Source organism: Bradyrhizobium monzae (assembly GCF_021458635.1).
In the GTDB taxonomy this organism is placed as follows: domain Bacteria; phylum Pseudomonadota; class Alphaproteobacteria; order Rhizobiales; family Xanthobacteraceae; genus Bradyrhizobium.
This window is the reverse complement of record NZ_JAIRDQ010000012.1, coordinates 37,723-58,823: the sequence shown is the minus strand read 5'-3', so window position 1 is coordinate 58,823 and position 21,101 is coordinate 37,723. Positions and strand designations below refer to the sequence as shown.

Annotated in this window: 18 protein-coding genes; 8 read left to right on the top strand and 10 right to left on the bottom strand. The window is 59.0% G+C overall.

Annotation, left to right across the window (positions count from 1 at the left end; translation table 11 throughout):
- The first annotated feature begins 193 nt into the window (after positions 1-193).
- The gene (locus tag K3F49_RS32310) at positions 194-1,372 is read left to right on the top strand and encodes a hypothetical protein (RefSeq protein ID WP_234684941.1); all 1,179 of its coding nucleotides are present in this window, start codon (positions 194-196) and stop codon (positions 1,370-1,372) included.
- Positions 1,373-1,649: 277 nt separating this feature from the next.
- Here K3F49_RS32310 and K3F49_RS32305 read toward each other — a convergent pair whose 3' ends face one another.
- A complete protein-coding gene (locus tag K3F49_RS32305) occupies positions 1,650-2,375 on the bottom strand; it encodes a helix-turn-helix transcriptional regulator (protein WP_027544409.1) in 726 nt (241 codons plus the stop codon).
- Positions 2,376-3,989: 1,614 nt separating this feature from the next.
- Entirely contained in the window at positions 3,990-4,235 is a 246-nt protein-coding gene (locus K3F49_RS32300; protein ID WP_234684940.1) for a hypothetical protein, read from the bottom strand.
- A 691-nt stretch (positions 4,236-4,926) separates the two neighbouring features.
- Here K3F49_RS32300 and K3F49_RS32295 point away from each other — a divergent pair.
- Entirely contained in the window at positions 4,927-5,676 is a 750-nt protein-coding gene (locus K3F49_RS32295) for a P-loop NTPase family protein (protein ID WP_027544405.1), read from the top strand.
- A gap of 53 nt (positions 5,677-5,729) precedes the next feature.
- Positions 5,730-6,401, top strand: a complete 672-nt coding sequence (locus K3F49_RS32290) for a hypothetical protein (RefSeq protein ID WP_234685072.1) — start codon at positions 5,730-5,732, stop codon at positions 6,399-6,401.
- A 124-nt stretch (positions 6,402-6,525) separates the two neighbouring features.
- Here K3F49_RS32290 and K3F49_RS39715 read toward each other — a convergent pair whose 3' ends face one another.
- Positions 6,526-6,945, bottom strand: a complete 420-nt coding sequence (locus K3F49_RS39715) for a DUF7694 domain-containing protein (RefSeq protein WP_452101135.1) — start codon at positions 6,943-6,945, stop codon at positions 6,526-6,528.
- A gap of 923 nt (positions 6,946-7,868) precedes the next feature.
- Between K3F49_RS39715 and K3F49_RS32285 the strand changes: the two genes are divergently transcribed.
- A complete protein-coding gene (locus K3F49_RS32285; RefSeq protein WP_234684939.1) occupies positions 7,869-8,141 on the top strand; it encodes a hypothetical protein in 273 nt (90 codons plus the stop codon).
- 1,161 nt (positions 8,142-9,302) lie between these two features.
- On the opposite strand, the gene K3F49_RS32280 is transcribed toward K3F49_RS32285, so the two are convergent.
- Positions 9,303-9,497 carry a hypothetical protein gene (locus tag K3F49_RS32280; RefSeq protein WP_234684938.1) on the bottom strand — a complete coding sequence of 65 codons (195 nt, stop codon included), beginning with the start codon at positions 9,495-9,497 and terminating at the stop codon, positions 9,303-9,305.
- 700 nt (positions 9,498-10,197) lie between these two features.
- Between K3F49_RS32280 and K3F49_RS32275 the strand changes: the two genes are divergently transcribed.
- From K3F49_RS32275 to K3F49_RS32265, 3 genes are all read left to right on the top strand, one after another.
- On the top strand, positions 10,198-10,779 hold the full coding sequence (locus K3F49_RS32275) for a transglutaminase-like cysteine peptidase (RefSeq protein ID WP_452101134.1): 582 nt from the start codon (positions 10,198-10,200) through the stop codon (positions 10,777-10,779).
- A gap of 353 nt (positions 10,780-11,132) precedes the next feature.
- Entirely contained in the window at positions 11,133-11,642 is a 510-nt protein-coding gene (locus K3F49_RS32270; RefSeq protein WP_234684937.1) for a hypothetical protein, read from the top strand.
- A gap of 155 nt (positions 11,643-11,797) precedes the next feature.
- A complete protein-coding gene (locus tag K3F49_RS32265) occupies positions 11,798-12,256 on the top strand; it encodes a hypothetical protein (protein WP_234684936.1) in 459 nt (152 codons plus the stop codon).
- A gap of 126 nt (positions 12,257-12,382) precedes the next feature.
- On the opposite strand, the gene queE is transcribed toward K3F49_RS32265, so the two are convergent.
- The 6 genes from queE to nifA all read right to left on the bottom strand — a co-directional run bounded on the left by queE (position 12,383) and on the right by nifA (position 17,982).
- Positions 12,383-13,039 carry a 7-carboxy-7-deazaguanine synthase QueE gene (queE, locus tag K3F49_RS32260; protein WP_234684935.1) on the bottom strand — a complete coding sequence of 219 codons (657 nt, stop codon included), beginning with the start codon at positions 13,037-13,039 and terminating at the stop codon, positions 12,383-12,385.
- Positions 13,026-13,490, bottom strand: a complete 465-nt coding sequence (locus K3F49_RS32255; protein ID WP_234684934.1) for a 6-pyruvoyl trahydropterin synthase family protein — start codon at positions 13,488-13,490, stop codon at positions 13,026-13,028. Before K3F49_RS32255 ends, queE begins: the two co-directional genes overlap by 14 nt.
- 2 nt (positions 13,491-13,492) lie before the next feature.
- Complete coding sequence (gene folE, locus K3F49_RS32250) at positions 13,493-14,158, bottom strand: GTP cyclohydrolase I (protein ID WP_234684933.1); 666 nt, start codon at positions 14,156-14,158, stop codon at positions 13,493-13,495.
- 667 nt (positions 14,159-14,825) lie between these two features.
- Entirely contained in the window at positions 14,826-15,074 is a 249-nt protein-coding gene (locus K3F49_RS32245; RefSeq protein ID WP_234685070.1) for a hypothetical protein, read from the bottom strand.
- Positions 15,075-15,193: 119 nt separating this feature from the next.
- Positions 15,194-16,036 carry an electron transfer flavoprotein subunit beta/FixA family protein gene (locus K3F49_RS32240; RefSeq protein ID WP_027544396.1) on the bottom strand — a complete coding sequence of 281 codons (843 nt, stop codon included), beginning with the start codon at positions 16,034-16,036 and terminating at the stop codon, positions 15,194-15,196.
- Between the two features lie 185 nt (positions 16,037-16,221).
- Positions 16,222-17,982: a nif-specific transcriptional activator NifA gene (nifA, locus tag K3F49_RS32235; RefSeq protein ID WP_234684932.1), complete on the bottom strand. Its 1,761-nt coding sequence runs from the start codon at positions 17,980-17,982 to the stop codon at positions 16,222-16,224.
- 1,804 nt (positions 17,983-19,786) lie between these two features.
- Between nifA and hisC the strand changes: the two genes are divergently transcribed.
- Complete coding sequence (hisC, locus tag K3F49_RS32230; protein WP_234684931.1) at positions 19,787-20,887, top strand: histidinol-phosphate transaminase; 1,101 nt, start codon at positions 19,787-19,789, stop codon at positions 20,885-20,887.
- Positions 20,888-21,101 lie beyond the last annotated feature (214 nt).

The window sequence follows — 21,101 nt, the reverse complement described above, 5'->3', positions numbered from 1 at the left end:
CACGGTTCGATGGGTTCATTCAGCCGCTCGATACCCTGATGCACATGTCAAGGGGACGCGCGCACGCTCGTGTCTTTCGCACCCCGTAACAGGACTTCCTCGGCACTCTCACTAGTCGAGCCAGCTGGTCAACTGGTGCGGTTCTCCGCGCTTGTTGACCAGGGCCGCACCACACCAAAACGGAGGCTCTCCAATGCGTAAGATATTTGTAGCTTGTAGCATGCTTGTTTTCGCTGAAGCTCAAGCCAGTGCTCAACATTCCCACCTGCTTGCCGCGGTGGAGGAACATGCCGCGCCAGGTGAGGCTGATGATCGATCGCCCCAAGCAATGTCTGCATGGAAGCCATTTGAAACGCCAGAGGCTCCAACCCCGGTTCCGACTGATACCGCGGAGCTGGGGTCCATTGACGCGACCGTCACGTTTCTGGCGGACGTTTATGGACCCGCGCCACAAACAACGCAGCGTCGCACTCTTCGTTATGAACAAGCCAAGAGATATATTGACGCGCATCCAGGTACGCCTGGCGTGCTGTTCATTGAAGACGTCATCGATCATCGTGGCTCGAACGGCGTAGCACTGCAACACGAACTCGAGTATCGGGAGACACCGGCTCACTATTACGTGGGCGGTGGGACCTTAAATGACACAGTATTCGGGTTCGTTGACGGACCGTATCCTCCCGTGTGGACGATTGAAGCGGCACCGGTCTATTCCAGCCTCATCTATGTTGATGCACAAGGCAACGAGACGTACGTTAGCGAGAGCAAAGTCCGGCAGATGAACGATCTCGCCCCCGAGCTGCTGGATGAGATGATGCGCCGCCAGGATGCGGATCGACGTTATCATGCCAGTCAAGGCTTTCTGGCAGATGAGATTCAGCGAGCCGCGGATAACGGCGACAACTTGCGGCTGGCCCAACTCACCGAGCAGCAACAGCAATCACAAGCTGCGCATTGTGCGGCGATGCAGATGCGTCAGCAGCGCGACGCGGAGATCGATCGGATGTATGACCTCAACTTGAAGGCCGACGCCGGTACGATCAGCGCTCCCGAACGAGGGGAACTCGACAACTTCTCCAAGCGATCTGAGTTGATCGAATCGACTGCACCGATTTCTGACCGCGATGCCGCCGGTCCTCCGCCAACCAGCTGCCCATTGTGTCGGAGCACAAACATTGCGGTGTTGCGAAGTCGACATTTTACCGGGACATTCCAGTTCACCTCTAGCGATGATCGGTCTGTGGTCATGGCTTATCGCCACGGCCACGCAGGTCCCATTGGCGTGCTGATCGGTCTGCCGAAGGATCTGTCAGGACCGATATTTGGTAGCTGGGCCAACGCGGGAATGACCTTGCCGCCACCCCAGAAATGACAACGGTTTGGACCGCCGCCCAGCCTTGTCTGCGCAGGCACGATCAGGACTGATCCGTCACTGCCCGTGCGAACCTAAGCCCCTGCTTGCTGAAACACTCGGCGTCCGCTCAACCCTTCCTTGGCGGTAACGAAGCTGCGAAATTGGCCGTCCACGGGCACCGCTCGCCACGGCGACGTGCGGCTCAAGGCGATGTCCACCTGGTCGGTTGCACATCGCGGGCAGGACGGTCGTCCCTTACCGAATGATACTGTCGGTGCAGGGGCGGGCCGGGCATTCAAATGAGGTTTTGGCGAATGGCCTTTGCAATTCCGTGGGTCCGGTTTGAAGTCCCGAGCTTTCGTATCGCGTTCTTGAGATGGAAGTTGACTGTATTCTCGCTCACCTCGAGTATCTTGCCTATTTCCCAGGAGGACTTGCCCTCTCCCACCCATCGCAAGCAATCTTTTTCCCGCTCAGACAGTGCAACTTCGCAATTTGAGCCGCTAGCGGAGGGCCGCGAGATTTCAGCAAGGGCAATGTGGAAGTGCCAGGCCAGTACGTTGAGATGACTCATCTGGCACTGCGGATCAGCATCGTCGAACGGGGATGCAAAGGATGCCAGAGCCACTTGGCCCAATGGTCCGTACAACGGCACGCTCATACCGTGCTTCAGACCTGCCTCTTTGGCTTCTGCGAGTACGCGCTGCTCGCTGGGTTGCAATTGACATTTTTTGGCAAGTTGATCCCACAGGAACGGCCGCGAAAGCGTTGGCGCCCGTCGTACCACCGGATCGATGACACGGTACTTGCGTTCAACGTACCGGCCGCACCAATCGGACGGGAAGGTTACCGTTACCCCGGAGGGCAGATATTCAGGCAGACCACATGCCTCCGCGAAAGTGAGGGCTCCATAAGCGACTTCACTGAAGCCTTTCTCGCTCGCACAGCTTACGAGAAGGTCGAATAAGACCTTGATAGAGTGAGTTGCCTTGGCGCATTCGATGAAATTGAAAAGATCCATGTAGCGCCTCACGAGGCCCCACGGCCCAAAAGTCGTACTGCGTCATTGCGCGCAGAGCTTGGTGAGCGCGGGCGTCGTTCACTCGCCTTCACCGTTGGGCTTCGCGTCTTTGCAATGCGAGCGCCCGAGCGCTGCGGCACGCAGTTCCAGAGCCGGGTAAGCTCTCCCGAAACGCGCTCGGAAGGGATAGGCGCCTCGAAGCAGCGACGAGTCGAGAAGGCCGCGGACGCGTGTCGACGGATTAAGCCCGCCACGTCTTAACTGTCGTGTGGACAGCTGCGATTCGGCTCGTCGCAGCGCGCAGGGCCGGCTATCATGAACAGTGAGAGCGGCCGCTATCGGACTGCCGGCGAGCTCCTCGCTGAGTTGAGGATGACCGACTTCTAAAAGAGTGCGGTTGTGCAATCGCAGGCGCCATAGCGGTGGCGGAGCCTCGGGATGCCTTTTTGCGTTTCCGCAACCCGGATCCACGGTAGAGCAAAGCGCATCCGCTCTCTTTGTTCGATGCTGGTGAAGACGCCCTCGGCGAGCCGCACGAGATAGCCGTTGCCGAAGACGAGAACCTCGCACAAGAACCGCATGCCATCTCAAGCGCCAATGACCAAGCGTCTCAGCGCGTCCGACGCGGACCCGCGCGCAGTTGCAACTTTGCTTCATCGAGACGAAACGGTGCATGCGGGACTCCGGAACTTCCGAGCTGCCCTTAGGACAGCAAGTGTCGTACCAATTTCCGGCAGTCATGAATTCACGTCTGAAAGCAGTGTGTTGAGCCACTCGTCGGTCATTCGGCGGGTCGGAGGATCGAAGCAACTCCGACATTCGTCCGAATGCGACACTGCGCTTTGCTACAGAAGCGACATTTGCAGGTCAGCAAAGCTGCCGCCAACAACAAGATACGTAGCCTGTCTGCGGCACAAGGCAGGCGCACAAGAGGCGCCCCTGTAATCCCATGCGCGGCGAAGCGTATGGTCGAGAGCTGCTGAGCGCGGCCGACCGCCAGAGCGGGCGCCGTTTCAGTTCCAGCCAACAGCCATCGAACATCCCGGTCCAGCACCAATGCTCTGGGTTGCGATCAGCGATCGCGCTCCCACTCGATGGCACTGCATCCTCAGCCGTTGGCTGGTCGACTTGCGGATCGTCGGCCAGCTCGCCTTGACTGGATGCTGGACGACACACGCGGCTGAATGGCCGCTACCTTCAAGATCTGTACGATAGACCGGTGCTCATCGCACGAGGAACGAGCTGCCGCCGACCTGCGCGGTTTCCGACAATTTGGCGTGACGCGCTGGCAATCTGAAGCGGCACTACTCCTCGATTGGGCTTATCAAGCCGCGATCGTGTGTCACGCGGCGGACCAAACGTCGCAATGGTTGCTGCCAACAGGCCCGGTTGCGTTGCACCAGATACAGAAAGTGTGACGACGGGGATTGTGCCGCGGACCAGCATCGCGTCATCCTGGAACGTTACCTCGCGCCCAACGGGAATGCGCCACAATCCAAATGCGCGACCTGCGAGCAACACCCTCGGCGCCGTTTACATCCGACGTACGCCGAGGGCTTTTGCGTGCACGGACAGTGGTTCCGCTCGCAAACTCACAACAACTCTATTGGTTGCTCATTGCAACTCACCGGTATCAGGACCGACGAATTCCAGAATCGACTCTGCCTTCTGAACCTCGTGCGCGAGGCGCTTGAAGATTCGAATGGCAGACGCCGGCGTAACAAGGAGTCCAACTCTCTTGCAGGCGAGCTCGAAATGATGCGCAACCTGTTCGTTACTGGGGGCAACCCGGGTCTGAAGCGCGCATGTAGTTAGCGAGGCGAGCATGTGCTCGACGACATCCATTTCAGCCTGACTCACCCCTCTTCCTTCTTTCAGCTGTTGGCCCGCCCGCAAACGTCATCTCGCGAATTGACGGCCAAGTTATGACCGACAAAACAGCGAACCGTCCTGCGGCGGCGCCAGCCTTGCGACGGCCCTAGCATGATGTGCGCTCATTTCACAACCCCGCGGCGGCTTATGTCGACGCTCATGCTGCACACTTGGCTGCGCAATGTCGCTCAACTGTAAAGCCGTCGACACGTCCATCAAGGTAACACTTCAGTCGAAAGGCGCTCTCTTGATTCGACCGAGGCACGATGCCCTCCTTCGGCCAAGCTGGTCCTGCCGCCGATCCAGTTTGTCTAGCTTTCGCGACCGCTCTCGTTTTGCCCAAGATATCTCTGCGTGGTCCCCTCGCCTGCAAGCGAGCAGGCGGCATGTGACGCCCCACCGTTGGCTCTCTATTGCCCATACGCGATAGACGCCGAACGTGCCTGGCGTTCCGAGTTCAAACCTGACGTCACGTCAGATCGACGACGAAGGCCGCAGTCCGGATTCTCCGAGCTGTTAGATGGCCGCAAACCTGACGTAGAGCGCTGCCACGTCAGACCTCGCTCGCATAAATTTGCAAAACTTCGACGACCTCTTCTTTCTGCCATGTTCACGTCCAAAGCAAAGACTGTCGATCGCGCCTCGCGGTTGGCGTAGCGCGTGTCTTAAAGGGAATTCGATGGCGAAGCCGGTTGTGATTGTGGTGGGCGCGGACAAGGGTGGGGTCGGCAAGACGACCGTATGTCGGACGCTTCTGGACTATTTCAGCGTCAACAAGGTGCAGACCCGCGCCTTTGACACGGAGTCACCGCGAGGGACGCTGAAGCGCTTTCATTCCGACATCACTGAGATCGTCGATATGACGACGACGGCAGACCAAATGAGGATCTTCGACACCCTGAACGCCGGGCTGTCGGTCACCGTGATCGACGTCCGCGCAGGTTTGCTATCGGTCGCTCTGAACTCGTTGCGGGACATCGGGTTCCTGGATTCAGTAAAGTCTGGTCAGATCACCTTTGCCGTCTTTCATATCCTTGGCCCTTCGATCGCCTCTCTGGACGAGATCGCCGAAACTTCCAATTTCATGAACGGCGCGAAATACTTCCTCGTCAAAAATTTCATAAATGATACCCAGTTCTTTCAATGGGATCAGTCGACTTACGACTCGTATTTTCGCCGCATCAAGGGCGCCACCGAACTGACGATTCCGAAACTCAACGAGATGGCCTATGAGCAGGTCGAGGTCGCTTCCGTTTCGTTCGTGAATTTCGTCGCAAACAAGGGACCGCTCGATGAGATCGCGAACTACTCCTTTGTGCTGCGGGGCTATGTCCGGCACTGGCTGGCCAACGTCTGGTCCGAGTATGACCGCATCAATTTGACCGATGTGACTGGCGCCACATCAAGGCCCCGCAGCAGTGAAACGTAGCCCTTTTGGTATGCACCTTGGGGAATATACGAAGTCGTGTGATGTCGCTGGAGATGCCGCCCACGCCGGTCTACATCATCTGCTCTCCCGGCCTGCAGGTCGGCAAGACTCTGATCGCGCGGCTCTTGAGCGAGTTCTTGTTGCTCAAGAACGGATCGGTGCTCTCCTTCGACATCAGTTTGAGGGAGCCGTCGCTGGTCGATTACCTGCCCACAATTACCGAGACGGCAGATGTGACAGACACTTGGGGCAAGATGCAGTTGATGGACCGGCTCATCCTGGACGACGGGGTCGCGAAGGTGATTGATCTCGGTTTCCACGCATTCGACGAGTTCTTCAAAATGTGCATCGAGATTGGGTTCATGAGGGAGGCGGTACGCAACCAGGTCGCACCAATCATCCTATTTGTCGGGAGCGCCGATCGCGTCTCCTCACGGAGCTATGAGGTGTTGCGGCACCAGATCCGGGCACCAGCGCTGATCACCGTCCATAATCAGTTCGTGCTGCGCAGCGAGTTGCCCGAAGCAATGGACCGCGCTCCTGTGCTGCGCATCTTCGCACTGCCGCAATTTTTGAAGACCTATATCGATCGCCTGACGTTTTCCTTTACGGGGTATTTGCGCCACGAGAAGGATTCGACCACGGAGCTGCATCAATGGATTCGGCGGAATTACACCCTGTTCCGAGACCTCGAATTGAGCCTCATGCCGGCGCGCTCATTTTGAGGCCAAGCAATGAATCGCTGACCCGTGCAGTCGACGGGCCCTCTCCATCTTAAAATAGGAGACGTGGACCGACGAGGTCCAGCGTCCGGGTGCATTGGGCCGGGTGCCAACCGCACACATCCGATCACGATCGTTCTCTCATTTGTGCCAACAGCGACGCGGCCTCCGACGGTCCGAGGCCGACGACGCCTATAAAGGATGCCGGTGGCCTTGGAATATTCTCACGAATGGGCTTCCAGAGGTGCAGGCAGTACCTGCTGTTGTTCACGTATTGCGAGTATGGAGGATGCAGCTGCATGACGCATTCCTCTTCATCCCAAAACAGGTCCTTGACGAAGCACATCTCTTCCCAGTTCGGACAACGCCGCGGCGTCGAGACGGAGACGTGCTCCCATCCCGGACGGACCAATGCTGCGATCTGCAGTTTACAGCCGCAAGGTCCTTGAACAAAAAAGAGACCACAAGGACCTGACCCTGGCGCGCTGGCGAACTGCCCATGCTGTACGCGGCCGGCCTCCAATCTATCTATGATCTGCGCTCTCACGCGTCCTCCTTGGCTTTTCAACTCATCTGAAGTCGGCGCACAGGAAGGTTTCGCCGGTGCTTCATCGACTTCACCCAATGCTACCGCACATAGGTCAGCCTGAAACAATCCCAATACGTCATCTATGTGGCCGCAGCCGTTGAGTTCGTCAGGTCAATCAAGCTCGCGATCGCATTCGTCGCTGCATCACTCTCTCTCGAATGATCGGTCAGTGGGAAAGTGGCGTTCAGCGACGCATTCCGAAAGACCTTGGGCAGCTTCAGATTCGAATATCCCCGCTGGGACGCGTGGAGCAAGAACCGAATCATGGGCTGCGAGCGCGTCAATCCAAGATGTCGCAGACTCCAAACCGCGGGATTCGAGCAACTTCGATATTGCCTCACACGAGTTTGGTTGACGCAAACGGAAAAGACCGCCTGCGCACCGCTTAGCATTCAGGTCCGGTTCGTGACGAAGATGTCGGAAACCGGACCCTAAGCGCGACACCATTTGCCGCGGCGACGCCAAACCCTAGGCTTTCTTGCGTCAACGAACGCCTACAGCACCGCTTCCTGCGGCACGCCAATTGCTGAGCGGAATATGCGGCAGCGAACGCTTGCGCACAGCCCACCAACGCGGGATCTCTCGATGACACTTGGTCAACCCACGCAGATCAACACGCGGACGACTCGGCGGCTTGGCAATTGTCCGAGATGCACTTGACGGTCGTCGCAATCACGATCGAACCGATACCTGCCTCGACCGATCCGGAGATTGGCCAGGGCTAGGCTTGGCTTAACGTCCCAATCGGCTGTCGATGAGGTCGGCCGGGCGTTGGCCGCTCCGATCTTCAATTTGGGAGCATCGGGCCGTTTCGCCTGGCCATGGTGACATCCGATTTCGCGCGGATGCGACGCTCGCCTCGATTCACTAGGGATAGATGAGTGCTGATGATGCACTGGCGTGAACCAAGACGACGCCTGATCAACGCGCAGGACGCGCTGCGAGCGGCGCGTTGTGATCTCCCCCTGAAGTCGGGCACGCCACAACTTTGGTCGCTTGCGGCAATTTTCGCCGCGCTCGTCTGGATGAGCATCTATGGGCTTGCCGGGGTTTTTCGATGGGCGACTGCAACCCGCCACAGGTGCGTGCTGCGCTTAATGCGCCGACGACCCGGCTCGCCGAGCCTCGCCCGCGCCAAAGACAGATACAAGTGAAGTGGGCCATCGCGTTTTCGGTAAGCTTGTGGGCCATGCTTATCGCTTACTGCGCTGACAGTCCTGAGGCGTTCATCGCGGCGAGCCTTGCCGCAGCGGTAAGCCTCTGCCGATTCTTGGACTAGCCAAGTATCCGGAGAATGACGCAAATCTTCCGACGACAGTTGCGCACGAGCCTCTTTTGCGGCGTCGGGATGGGCCGCCTCACCCGCCTCGGGCTTGTCGGCGTTCATCTTCACTCGGCGACCATGATTACCGTCTTGGGACATTCAGCCCCGCTACTGGAAGATGGATCCTGAGCCGCAGCACTGCTCGGCTCGTGCCGCGCCCTGGTCCCAAGAGCGATGTCGGCGGTCGATAGCAAGGATGAAAACGATCGCAGTGTCTCAACATAAAAAAGCCCGACGCCCTCGGAGCAGGCTGGAGGTGCGTCGGGCCCAACCTGGCGAGGTTGGGGGCATCGACGTGCCGCTGAGGGAGCCCACGTCCATGCCCACGATGATTGTTGCAAATGATGTGCCGCGGAAATTGGCAGAGAGGTTTCGCGACGGTCATTGAATGTGTGCCGCGAGGTGTCGTCGGTACCCCTGCATGAAGGTCTATGTCTCGCCTGCCCGACAACGTCCGAAGTTCTGCGAACCCGATACGACGTACGTCGATGTTCAACACGGCCAGGGATGTCGCATGCTGGTTGATACAGCTCATTGTGCGTCTCTCGGCTGAGCAGCACGAAAAAGCCCGACGCGCCTTGCCGGGTAAAAAGGCGCGTCGGGCCGGCGAGGCATAGGCGCTGGAGAGCCTTTCCCCTCAGAAGGCTTCAGCAAACCACGTGCCACCCTGAAGGCTGCCGCGATGATCCGTCGCGTCTCAGGATGGGCGGGGGCGACGCGCGTGCTCACTTCCGGGTACGCGAGCCTATCCGAACGTCTAGTTCGATGCCGCTGGGCGACAGCACGCGTTGTCGTCGCATTGCTAGATCCAACTAAAAGACCCATCGAATTCGAGTCGGTGAGACCTCCTTCGAATTCCCGACATCGAAGGCAACGTGCGGATTATGGGCGCCGGGTGTCAAGGGTGCGAGCGCATGGGTCGCGGTCGCTTCAAATGCAGCGGGCCGGAGCCGAGAGAGATCTTCTCGGAAGGCCACCGGATTGAATATATTCATTGCTCCTCGTCGGCATCTCTTCTCAATCTTTCCCGCTCGTCGGCCCACCGTTCCAGCTTTTGATATTCCTCGGCGATTTTAAGCGGCTTGGCTTTTGACTTTGGACAATCGAACGACTCCGCCTTGGCAAGCGTCGCCTGAGCTCGCTGCCGCCAGTGTGTTGGACCGCTCGATGAGCCTTTGCGCTTCATGGAAATGGATATGCAACGGCTAGACCAGGTGAAGCGGCGCCCAACATCCGTGGTGATACGTAGGAACTTCTCGGGCGTGGGTCACACTACCTTCAATATAGGAAGTGGCGCCATTTTTGGTCAGGGCGGACATTATTGATGTCGCGAAGATCGTTGGCAGTAATGCCTGAGAGGCAAAACTAGCGGGGGTCCCGGTTGTCGGAACGGACTCTCCGCGCTGACAAGTGAAGAGTCGTCGGCGGTTGGACCGCCCTGCAGACCGGGATCTGGTGACGACTTCTGCGCAGCGAATTGTCCGCAGAACGGCGTGAGCCCGAACACGCTCGCACGACCTTCATGGGGGCTTGAATCGCACGTGGCGTCAGATTGTACGGTTTTCGGATCAGGCAGGCGGGCCTTTGCTCGTCCTCGATCTCTTCCCGCGCAGTCACAGGGGGTTGCACATGTCTTGCAGTTTCGGGGGCACGGCGCATGGGCTGCCGGTACGGAGTGGACCTGCGCATGACTGGCGGACCGCGGCGTCGCAGAGGTGCTGCGGACGACAGACCCTTTGGATGATGGCGTTCCTCGGGTCACTGCGCCTCGTAGCTCCGCTGCAGTGGATCTGTCGTTTCGTGCTCGTGACCTCGGGTCTGATCGGCCGTCCGTCAGCTACAGCATGCGCAGGACGTTAATCCTGGCTGCAGTCGCAGCCACCACAATGGGCTCTCAAACGATGACGGCCGCTCGATCTGCCGATCAGAGATCGTCGGGTATGCCGGCGATCGCGGTGTCGGCGTCTCCGCACATCAAGCTTGACCGTCCGGCGCTCCCTCCTATGGCATACACCATGTTCTGCCTGCGCTATCAGAATGAATGCCGCCTCCGCCTCCTGTTTCGCGGCGGTCCGGTCCACCTGACCGAGGCACGGTGGGCAGATTTGAAAGAAGCTAACCAGACGGTGAACAGCGCCATTATCCCGGAAGCCAGTGAACCCGGTCCCCCCGTGGAAGCCTGGCTCATTGATCCGGAGCGCGGCGACTGCAACGACTACGCCGTCAGCAAGCGCCACCAGCTTCTACAGCGTGGATGGCCGCCGCGAGCGCTGTTGCTCGCCGAGGTCGTGACCGCCTCGGGCAAACATCATCTGGTCCTGGTGGTACGGACTAAAAGCGGCGACCTCGTGCTGGACAATCTGACCCCGCAGATCCGATCGTGGTCGCGTGCTCCCTATCGCTGGGTTCGAGTGCAGTCGCCAGGCGATCCGCGATATTGGCGTACTATCGCGCAGCGCGGCGAGTAAGCGCCTCACGGAGGAGATCGGAAATGTTCCCGGCTAGCGCCACGGGCGCACTGCAGATGATCGAACCCCTGGGTAACTTTGTTCAGCGCGCCACCGGTCGGTCTCCGACCGGCGCCGCAACTGATCTGTGGTCCGCGCTCTGATCGGCGGCCGTCAGGTATTACGAAATCGCCTGCAATCAGACCAGCATCGCGCGCTGGTGAGATAGCTCGCTCAAGGCCCCGTTTTGATTGATCCATTCTCCTTGTTCCTTGGATATTTGCCTAGCGTGGTCGCGCGTCTTGAATCTGCGGAGCTTCGTAAGCAGAGCCGGCGGACATCACGCCTCTTTTGGCCGCTCCAAGAAAATATGGATGATCACGATGAAGGAACGTCACCGCCGATTGGACGCTCTCAGGACCGCTATTTGCAGTGCCGTCGGTATTGTCCTCCTCCAACCTGAAGGAGCGGATTCGCTACCACTGTCCCCCCATCGTATCCCCGAAGCATTTCGAGGAGATCGGCTCTTCAACCCCGATTTGGCAGCAGCAGACGAGATGCGTGGTTTGGAGCGAAAGGCAGATCAAGCGGATCGATCAGAACCGTACCAGGAGAGTTCACCTATGCGCTGCCCGAAATGTGAGGCCGACAAATGGTACGAAGTTGCAACGCACGATCCCTGGAGCGGTCGGCCGGTGATCGCCTGCAAGATCTGCGGCGAATATGCCGAGCTCGAGGCGCTCAAACGTGAGGATGCGCACGATGTGATTGCCCGAACGCTGGCGGCTGACTTGGTCGGTGAGGGGCAGGCTGACGCGCGGGCCCTTGCGAGCAAGATTCTCCAGGCGCTGGAGAATGCCGGCCTGACAATCAGCCGCTCCTGACGCGATTTCCCTCGACCCTACCTCATTCCGTGCCCGCGGAATCAGACACGATCGGGGTCTCGTTGCACTGGCATCCGCGGACGGGTTGATGTCTGTCAAGACTCGATGATCGGTCGCAAAACTGAAGCCCGGCCTATTGGAGCTTGACGGGGCGTGTGGAAGTGCCCGCAAACGTGGTCTCGACCGTTAGCCATGACGATGAAGCCGCTTGTCTCAATGTCGGTGATTGCGAGGAGGTACATTTTGTTGTTTTGAGCGTGAAAAAAGCTCCACTCGGCCATCGAAAGGGCTTGAACCTTACGCTGCGTAAGATTGTAGGCTTGCGGTTGCGGCGAAAGCTGGCTTGGCTTGCCGCCGCCGAGATTATTGAGCCGCCAGATTATCTGGCTATTCGCTTGACGTCGGCGGCTGTTGCTAAGGAAGAACCGATGATAGCCGGGCGAACGACGACAACGCTCACCTCAATCGACCGCATGTTTCTGAAGATTCGGGAACTGATCGACACAGACGACTCGATCCCGCTTGAGCTTCGCGCGTCGCTGCACACGACATTGGACAGACATCTTCGCCTGGCAAAGGAAGGATTCTTCAAGGCTCCTGTGAGGAGCCAATAAGCGGCTTGCGTTGCCCGGCTCCTGCTCGGTTTGCCCGAGGAGCCCGGTTTTCGGTGAAGTTGTCCCATTTCACAATCATTTCCGCGGTAGCAAACGTGGACTTTGTGACAATTGCTTTAGCGGGCTTCACCGCACGCCGATATACTTCTGCATTTGGATGCTGACGCGCCAGTTGCGTACAGTTGCCTCTCGGATGCACAGCTCCGTCGCTTTCCGGCTTTGGCTCAATGGTTGTAGCCAGATCACTGGCTCGAGCGCGTGCTCGATAGGCAGGCTCAGCAGGTTTTGGATGTCGGCAGGCTTGCCCACCGGGTGTTTGATCTCATTGGCACGCAGCAAGGCCTCCCCCAGAACGGACCGCCGACCCGGCATGCCAACTTTCGGACTAACGGTTACCCATGTGTAGGGATGCGCCTGAATGGCTTGGGTGCCCGATGTCTCCAATTGCACTGAGAATCCGGAGCCGATAAGCAGCGTGGTCAGTGGCCGCAGGTCGTACAGCGCGGGCTCGCCACCCGTAATCACGACATGCCGGGCGCTGAACGCCTGCACAGCGAGCAGGACGTCCTCCGGCGACATCATGGCCCAGGTGTTGGTGTCCTCGGTCTTGATCATCATGTCGGCGATCGACACTCGCCGCTCTGAATCGACGAACCAAGTGTGCTTGGTGTCGCACCACGGACACCTGACCGGGCATGCCTGCAACCGTACGAACACGGACGGTGTGCCCGCCTTGCAGGCCTCCCCTTGGATGGTTTCAAATATTTCGTTAATCGGCAGCACGGCCTGCCTCCCGATACATGGCGCTGTTCGCGCCGTGCTCCTTCACCTCGACTGACACCAGCCGGCAACGCGGAGCAAGTCCCTTTTCCGACAACCAGTTGCTGCCGACGCGGTAGACGTGTTCGGCAAATTTTTCACAGCCAACTGCCGGCAGGACAACGACGTCTGCTAAGCCGCGCCGTGCGGCTTCGCGAAACCATTCGAGCTCGGGGTCGTCTGCGGCCACGACCGTCTTGTGGTCGAACGTACCTTCGAGGATCGCCCTCAGCTCTTTGAGGCCGCCAAAATCGACGACCCAATTCTTGTCGTCCAGGGTGTAGGCTTCGAACTCGAAACGAAACGACAGCGAGTAACCGTGCAGCAGGCGACAGTGCGACTTTGCGCGCCACTGGCGAAACGTGGCAGATAGGCCGACCTCATGGCCGTATGTCTTCGTCGATAGGTATGCCACGCCTAGTCCTTGATCTGCGCCATAAATTCGCTACGCATTGACTTGCTGTCGCGGAAGGATCCGCGCATGATGCTGGTCGTCATGATGGTTCCGGTTTCGCGAACACCGCGCCAGACCATGCACTGGTGCTGTGCCTTGAGGACGACGGCCAATCCCTTCGGCTGGAGACGGCCCTCGAGCTCGTCCGCCAGCATGACGGTGGCTTCCTCTTGCAGGTGGGGTCGCGACAAGATCCAGTTGGCGAGGCGCACAAACTTGCTGATACCGATCAGCTTGTCCCCAGGCAGCACACCGACCCACATGCGACCGGTGACGGGGACAAGGTGGTGGGCGCACGCAGAACGTACTGCGATAGGGCCAAGCGAGTAGACCGCATCCAGACCGCTGTCGTTCTGAAACTCCGTGACCTCGGGCGCGGCCTCAAAGCGGCCGGCAAACACCTCGCGCACGTACATTTTGGCAATTCGCTTCGCGGTCCCCTGCGTATTGTGGTCGTGATTGGTATCGATGACCAGGGCATCCAGCACGGCCTGCATGTGCCGCTCGACCTCGGTCTGTATCACCTCAATGTCACCGGGCAGCAGGTGTTTTGCGATGTTGGCGTTTGGCGCAAACGACACGCCAGCTTCGAGGAGGCGTTTACGAATTGCCTGCGTTGAGCTTATCAAGAAGACTTCCTGCCTGACACTTTGCCCTGTTTCCGCCGAGGACTGATCTGCGGTCCGATCGCGTGATCCGCCCACGCCATCTGATTCGTCGGCCGAAAGAACTGAGAAATGGCCGCCTGGAGAAAAGGCATTTGGGGCATAACCTGCGATTGAGGGCACTTCAAAGACCGGACGCTAGTCAGCGGTGCAGGCGAAGCTTTTCAATGCACAAATTCGATACATTTGAGATGAACTCCTGGGGTGGTCGCTCCGAGGACCGCAATTGTTGAAATGGGTCTTCTCATCTCTAGCAATCAGCATGCCGGATACGACTCTGCGCGAGCTTGCCCGAAGAAGACCACGGGCTTTGCACCGCTCGCGCGGATGGGATACGCCGTCGCGTTCGCCCCCAGACATGGGCGTCTTCGACCCGACGGCGACTGATACGACGATACGGCCACTCTTCTACGACCCAATCGACTGCCAGAGACATGACGCCCCCCTAAGTGGGGCTGGAGTCCGCGGCCGAGCGGCTCGATGTGGAAACCAAGAGGCAACGCAAGATGCAACGCCAGAAAAGGAACGTCTCGGCCGCAAATGTGCGAGCCGCCTTCTCACCGACATAGTGGGGGCCAATCGCCATATGTGGTTGACGCTCCCGTTCATTGCAGCGCATCGGCTCTGAGCTTCACGCTGTCAGATGCTTCAGCATCGAGTTGCAGGCTTGCTCGGCATCGGCGAACGTTGTGAAGGGCGAGCCAGCGATCTTGATTGCGCTACGACTTCGATGGAGCGGGCGCCATGACGCCACATAGCCGGGACGTCCGTGAAAGCCGTGGCCTGCGCGGCTCGCATAAGCGATCACGAAGGAGAAGCCATGTCCGCTTGCACTCCACACGTCCAAATGCTCGACGGCGCAGTGGAATCGCAGGATCATCGCCACTCGTAGCCTGCAACTTTCGGCTTAACGCTCTGTCCACCCACCTGCTCTGCCCCGGCGTAAGCTCGTCGACGGCCGCTGCTCGTCCTTGCCGATCGCCCGAACCTCTCTCCGGGTCATGAGCCCCGGGCGAGAGCGGCAAGCTCAGCTTCAAGCTTGGGCTTCTGCTTGAAAATGGTGTCGATCAAGGCTTGCGCCGGCTGCTCGGCAGCATCCACGATGGCTGCCTTCTCTGCGCGCGCCGATGGCGCGAAGACGCGTTTAACAACGGTGGGCGAGCCCCTGAGACCGCATTTTGAAACATCCTCGACGCCAGCCTCCTGGGCGTTCCATTTTACAATCGGCGCTCGAGCGGCGCGCAAAGCATCTGCCATTGCGCCACGGCGAATCTGGTTGGTGGCCTCCATCATGGTGATGAGCGACGGCAGGCTTGCGCGCAGCACCTGGGTGCCGCCCTCGCAGCGCCGCTCCGCTTCGATTGTGCGCGCGGTGAGATCGATGGTCATGATCTTGGCAACGTAGGTTAGCTGTTGCACAGCAAGCCGCCTTGCGATACCAGGCCCGACCTGCGCGGTGTCGCCATCGATCGTCTGCTTGCCCGTGAATATGAGGTCAGGCTGGCCATAATCCTTGCCGATCTTGCGGATGGCGGTCGCGAGTGCGTAGGTGGTTGCCAGGGTGTCCGCACCCGCGAAGCAACGGTCGGTCAGCAGCACCGCGCGATCGGCGCCAAAGGTGAGGGCTTTCCGAAGAGTGTCCTCGGCCGAGGGTGGGCCCATTGTAAGGACGGTGATCTCACCACCAAACTTGTCGCGCAGATCGAGCGCAGCTTCGAGCGCGAACAAATCGTAAGGATTGATGATGGTGGGCACACCCTGGCGCATGATCGTGTTGGTCACAGGGTGCACGCGGATCTGTGCGGAATCAGGGACCTGCTTGATGCAGACGACATTGTGCATGTGCTTCTCCAGAGACTTTCGAAATCCGGAGAAAGCACAGCAAATGTCGTACCATTTGCGGTTTAAGGCATGAGTCGATGTAAACAACAAGTTCTGAGAGCTTGACGTGCTCCAACACGTGCAGACGCATTTCGGACATTCGTCGTCATCGCGACAGCGCTATGGTCGCACCGATCCCACACCGCTCAGAAACGCTTGATCTCGATGCCGTATTTCCTCAGCGCGTAGCCAATCTGGCGGGGAGTAACGCCAAGCAGGCGCGCCGCCTTTGCCTGAACCCAACCCGACCGCTCCATGGCCGCGATGACGCGCTCGGGATCGGTCATCTGTCCGGTACTTACGAGCGCGGCGCCGGCTGGACCCAGCCCAGCCTGCGCGTCCCGGACAGGCGGGACGGCGGCGGCGGTCGACCGACCAGCTTCAGCGCTGCTCGGCTTCGGGGCCCCTGCGCAAGTTGGGCGCGCATGCGGCGCCACGTCTTCAGATCCCCCCTTCCACAGCATCGCCGAAAGGCACTGGCCGTGGCAGCAGGCGAAGTCGTCTCTGCAGATCGAAGGTCCTGGGGCGAGGGTCGCTGTCCGCTGCACGCAATTTTCGAGTTCACGGACGTTACCCGGAAACCCGCAATTCATCAAAATGTCCGTCGCACCTTGATCGAATGTCAACGTGCGGCCGTTTTCGCTGTTGAAATTCCTGAGAAACTCGGCGGCGAGCAGCGGAATGTCGCTGCGCCTTTCGCGCAGGGGCGGCAGCAGCAAGGGAACCACGCTCACACGGTAATAGAGGTCAGCGCGGAACCCGTTATTTGCGACCGCTTCCTCCAGGTTTCTGTTCGTAGCTGCAATGACGCGAACGTCGACTTTCATGGTCTGATTGCTGCCGACACGCTCGAATTCCTGCTCTTGCAGGACGCGCAGCAGCTTTGCCTGAAACGAGGGCGAGATCTCTCCGATCTCGTCCAGAAACAGCGTACCCTTGTCGGCCAGCTCAAAGCGCCCCTTGCGCGAACTGAAGGCGCCGGTAAAAGCACCTTTCTCGTGGCCGAACAATTCGGACTCCAGAACGGTCTCGGGGAGCGCCGCACAGTTGAGCTTGATGAACGGCCGCTTGGAGCGCGCCGAGAGGGCGTGAATAGCCTTGGCCACCAGCTCCTTCCCGGTACCGGATTCGCCGCGCAGCAGAACCGTGCTATTCGATTTGGCAACCACCGCGATCTTGTCGAGCAGCGCGCGCAGCGCCGGACTATCGCCAATGATGCCTTCCACATTGACCTTCTTGCGCTCGCGAGCGGGTTGCTGGATTTCGGCCAATTGCTTTTGCAATCGATCCTTTTCCGCCATCAGTCGCTCGCGGTCTGTCGCAAAGAGCCGATGCAGCTTCACGGTCTGCCCGACCAGATTGGCGATCATGGTGAGAAGTCTCACGTCGTATTCGAGCCGTATGCTTGAGCTGTCGTCCAGAACACGGTCGATGGTCAGCGCGCCAACTGCTTTCGCGTCGATCCGAATGGGAACGCCGATGAACGATACCCGTGCGTTATCGCTGGCACCGAGCACCTCGAGGTCGGCCGTCGTGAACGCCGAATGGACTGCGATGTCCTCGGCCACGAGCGGCATGTCCGTCGCCACGATCTGATCAATCGCTTTCGGTGGGAGCCGCGTCCGGTACCGCTCGTCGCTGCCTTCGGTCCAGCCGACGCCGACCGTAATGTCTGGCTGGCCATCATGGTCGAAAAGCGAGACGATGCCGTGCCGCATCTGAACAAACGAATGCAGAATATCCACGACGTTGGCCAACGTGAGCTCGAGCCGGCAGGGGGCGGCGAGTATCTTCGAGATTTCGAAGATCCCGACAACGGCGCTTTCGTGCAGCGTTACAATGGGAACAGTTTGGCTCGTCTCCGACACTGAGTCAGGCCTTTCGTGTGCGGAAGCGATGTTCAACATGACGACGTCTCCGTTATTTTCAGCATCCTCCCTACCATCTTGTTTGGATTTTGCGAGTTTGATGCTGCGCCTGATGCTCGTGCGCAATTCAGGTCGCCAGCTAGACATAGCGCTCTTTCATGGCACTGCTATAAACGCATCGTGGTCCTAACGTCCTTGTTATGAGGTCGTCCTGCGTTCACAGTGCACGGCACGAGTTCCATGGACCTGCATCAACGATTTTCCGACTCCATCTGTAGCCGACCGCGAGCCGTCGGCAACCTTTGAATAGCAACTTGGCGCATGCGTCATCTTTTTCCCGATGAGAATGGGATTTTTTCCCGGCCAAACATTGGAATACGATGCTAGCGGTCTCTTCTGGTGCAGTCCCATGCGAGGAGCGCCGATGTTTTGCAGGGATGCTCATTCCTCACCTGCGACAAAACGCCTGCTCTCGCATGCAATCGCATTGCTCGGAATCTGACGCGGCGTGTTGGTGCGTGCGATTTCGCTCGTAAGACTCGGTAACCTCGCTTTGCGAGGGGCTGATCGCTGCTTGCAAAGGCCGGCGAACGCGCAAACGCCGACGATCACAGTATCGATGTCGGCGTGGCTCTTAGCTGACGAACAACAACATGCGGTTCACATCGGGTCCCCGATTCACGTGGAATAGGCCGAGCGCAGTCTTGACTGAACTCGTCAACGGCGAGCTTGGTGACGTCCGGCGACGTCGCAGGAATGCCGCCACTGTCGATCGATGCATGCGATTGCGCTCGCGAGCCGTTCATCGACGTCTAGGGCGCCGAATAATAGCTGCCGATATCTGCTGCGATTGACCTCGATCTTGACACTGGTTGCAGGGTCGCACCTGAATCGCTCACGTTGAAGCGGCGGATGTGTGCAGAGGGCCATCGGCCAGCCGGCGGCCCGAGACGGCGCTCCAGCAAGGCACTCGGGATTGCGCGAGGCCGCGGCGGGAACCAGCGTCTTGCGTCCTCGCTCCGGGATGCTGCCTTCGAAACACGTGAGGCCGATGGACGCCAGTCGTCGGCTCCGGCCGACTGAATTTCCCACGTTCTTCGCCAAGATCGAGGCCCAAACACACACCTTATTCCCATAACGCGATCTTTGGGCGCGTTGCAGGATCTGGGCCACTGCGATCAACAACGTAAGACTTCGCAGCCAAATGTCGTCTCGCGAAGGGGCGCGGACTCAGGACATGGGCTGCGTTTGCTTTCTGACATAGGGCAGAATTCCAACAGTCGATTGCCCGAGAGCCGTCCGGCGCTCGCCCCGGCGACCGATCTTGCCCCGTGATACCTCCCGAACCGCCCTTGATTCGCCGCACGCGCTCTCAAAGCCCGAGCTAGGCCCAACGAACGTTCAGCCACAAGCTTGCGCGAATTCGTACGACGAGCACGTCGACAGGACTTGATTCGCACGTAGCGTCAAATTGTAGCTTCGGCAAACAGGTCGCCACGGCCTTCAGAAAAGCCGGCGTAGGTCAGTGCCTCGCCGGGGAGCATCGCATGACGCTGCCAATGTACCGACTTTCAAACCAAGGCTTGCGGCTCGATCGTGCTGGGACTGCAAGGGCTGGCTTAGCGACCAGACTCGGCTGCGCCCAGTCGGCTGAGATTGACAGAGCGATCGCAACGTCGCGAACAAACAACCAGATCGCTGCATCTTAACCGCCGCCTTTTGGCTCGTGCACCGCCAACGAGCCAGGCGACGCCACGTCAGCTGTGCGAAACGGATTTCTCGCTAGACCGTCAAGCACACTCTTAATGGCGACTGCCGTCTGCGTATCAAGAGGGACAAGAATATGGTCGATGCAAAACTGCAAAGTGTGCTCTCTTCTCTGGCGCAGCCGGCTAAGGATCTAGAAGCCCAGTCGCCCGGCCAGCGGGCGCCAGATGCGCGTTACGTGAAACTAAACACCAATGAGAACCCATTTCCACTACCAACAATGGTATGGCGAAGTGCAATCTCGGCGCTCGAGCGTCAGTATCTGTATCCGGAAGACGATAACATCGGTTTGAGGGAGGCTGCCGCCAATGCCTACGGCCTCTCAAAAGACCATGTGATCGCCGGCAACGGATCGTCGGAGCTTCTCGGCCTGATCTACAGGGCCTTTCTTGGGCCGGGCGACAGCATCGCAATGATGTCTCCCGGGTTTTCGTTCAATCGTAAGCTAGCTGTGTTGCAGAGCGCCAAATTTCTCGAAGTTTTGTGGAGCGACTCGCATTCGATCCCGATTGATCAGCTGCTGTTCGGTCCGGCAAAGGACGCCAAGTTCATCTTGTTGGCTAATCCGAACAATCCGACTGGGACGTTCGCCCCCATCGCCGACATCGAACGCCTCGTGGCACAATCTGACCGCTTGGTCGTGTTGGATGAAGCCTATGTCGACTTCGCACCTGATAACGGTCTACGGCTCGTCCGCCGCCACCCCAATCTCCTGCTTCTCAGAACGCTTTCAAAGAGCTATGCGGCCGCCGGCATTCGCGTCGGCTTTGGCCTTGGTCATCCAGAGCTTATTGGAAGACTGCGGAATATTCAGAACGTCTTCAACATGAATGTCATAGCGCATGCGGTCGGCGTCAGCATCCTTTCACATCGCGCGGCCTACGAAGAGAACCATAGACACATCAGGCACGAGAGAGAACGAGTTGCGGCCGCACTGCGTCAGTTCGGGTTCCGCGTCGCGCCCTCTCATACCAATTTCTTGCTGGCGCGTGTCCCGAACGGACAGGACGGCAGGTGGTGGCACGCCGCACTGGAGAGGGAAGGAATACTCGTTGCCGTTTTTCCAGATGACGGCCTCGACCACTGCATCCGCATCAGCATTGGCACAAACGAACAAATGGACTCGTTTTTAGCTGCAGTTGCCGCGATCTCAGAACGCCTGAAGCGAGGTGGATAGCCAACCGCGCGTCGATGTCCACTCTCTTCGTTATACCGCTGATGAAACAGGAAGCCGATGATAGCGGCTCGAGCCAGGCAAGGACCCATGCAGGTGACGGCCAAGTGACCGCGCATTGAGTGCTTGCGCCTGCGCGTGTTGCAGGGCTGAAGCGAGACAACGATCTCGTGCGCTCGACGCACGGGCACCCATCGAAGTTCAGACCCGACGGTCG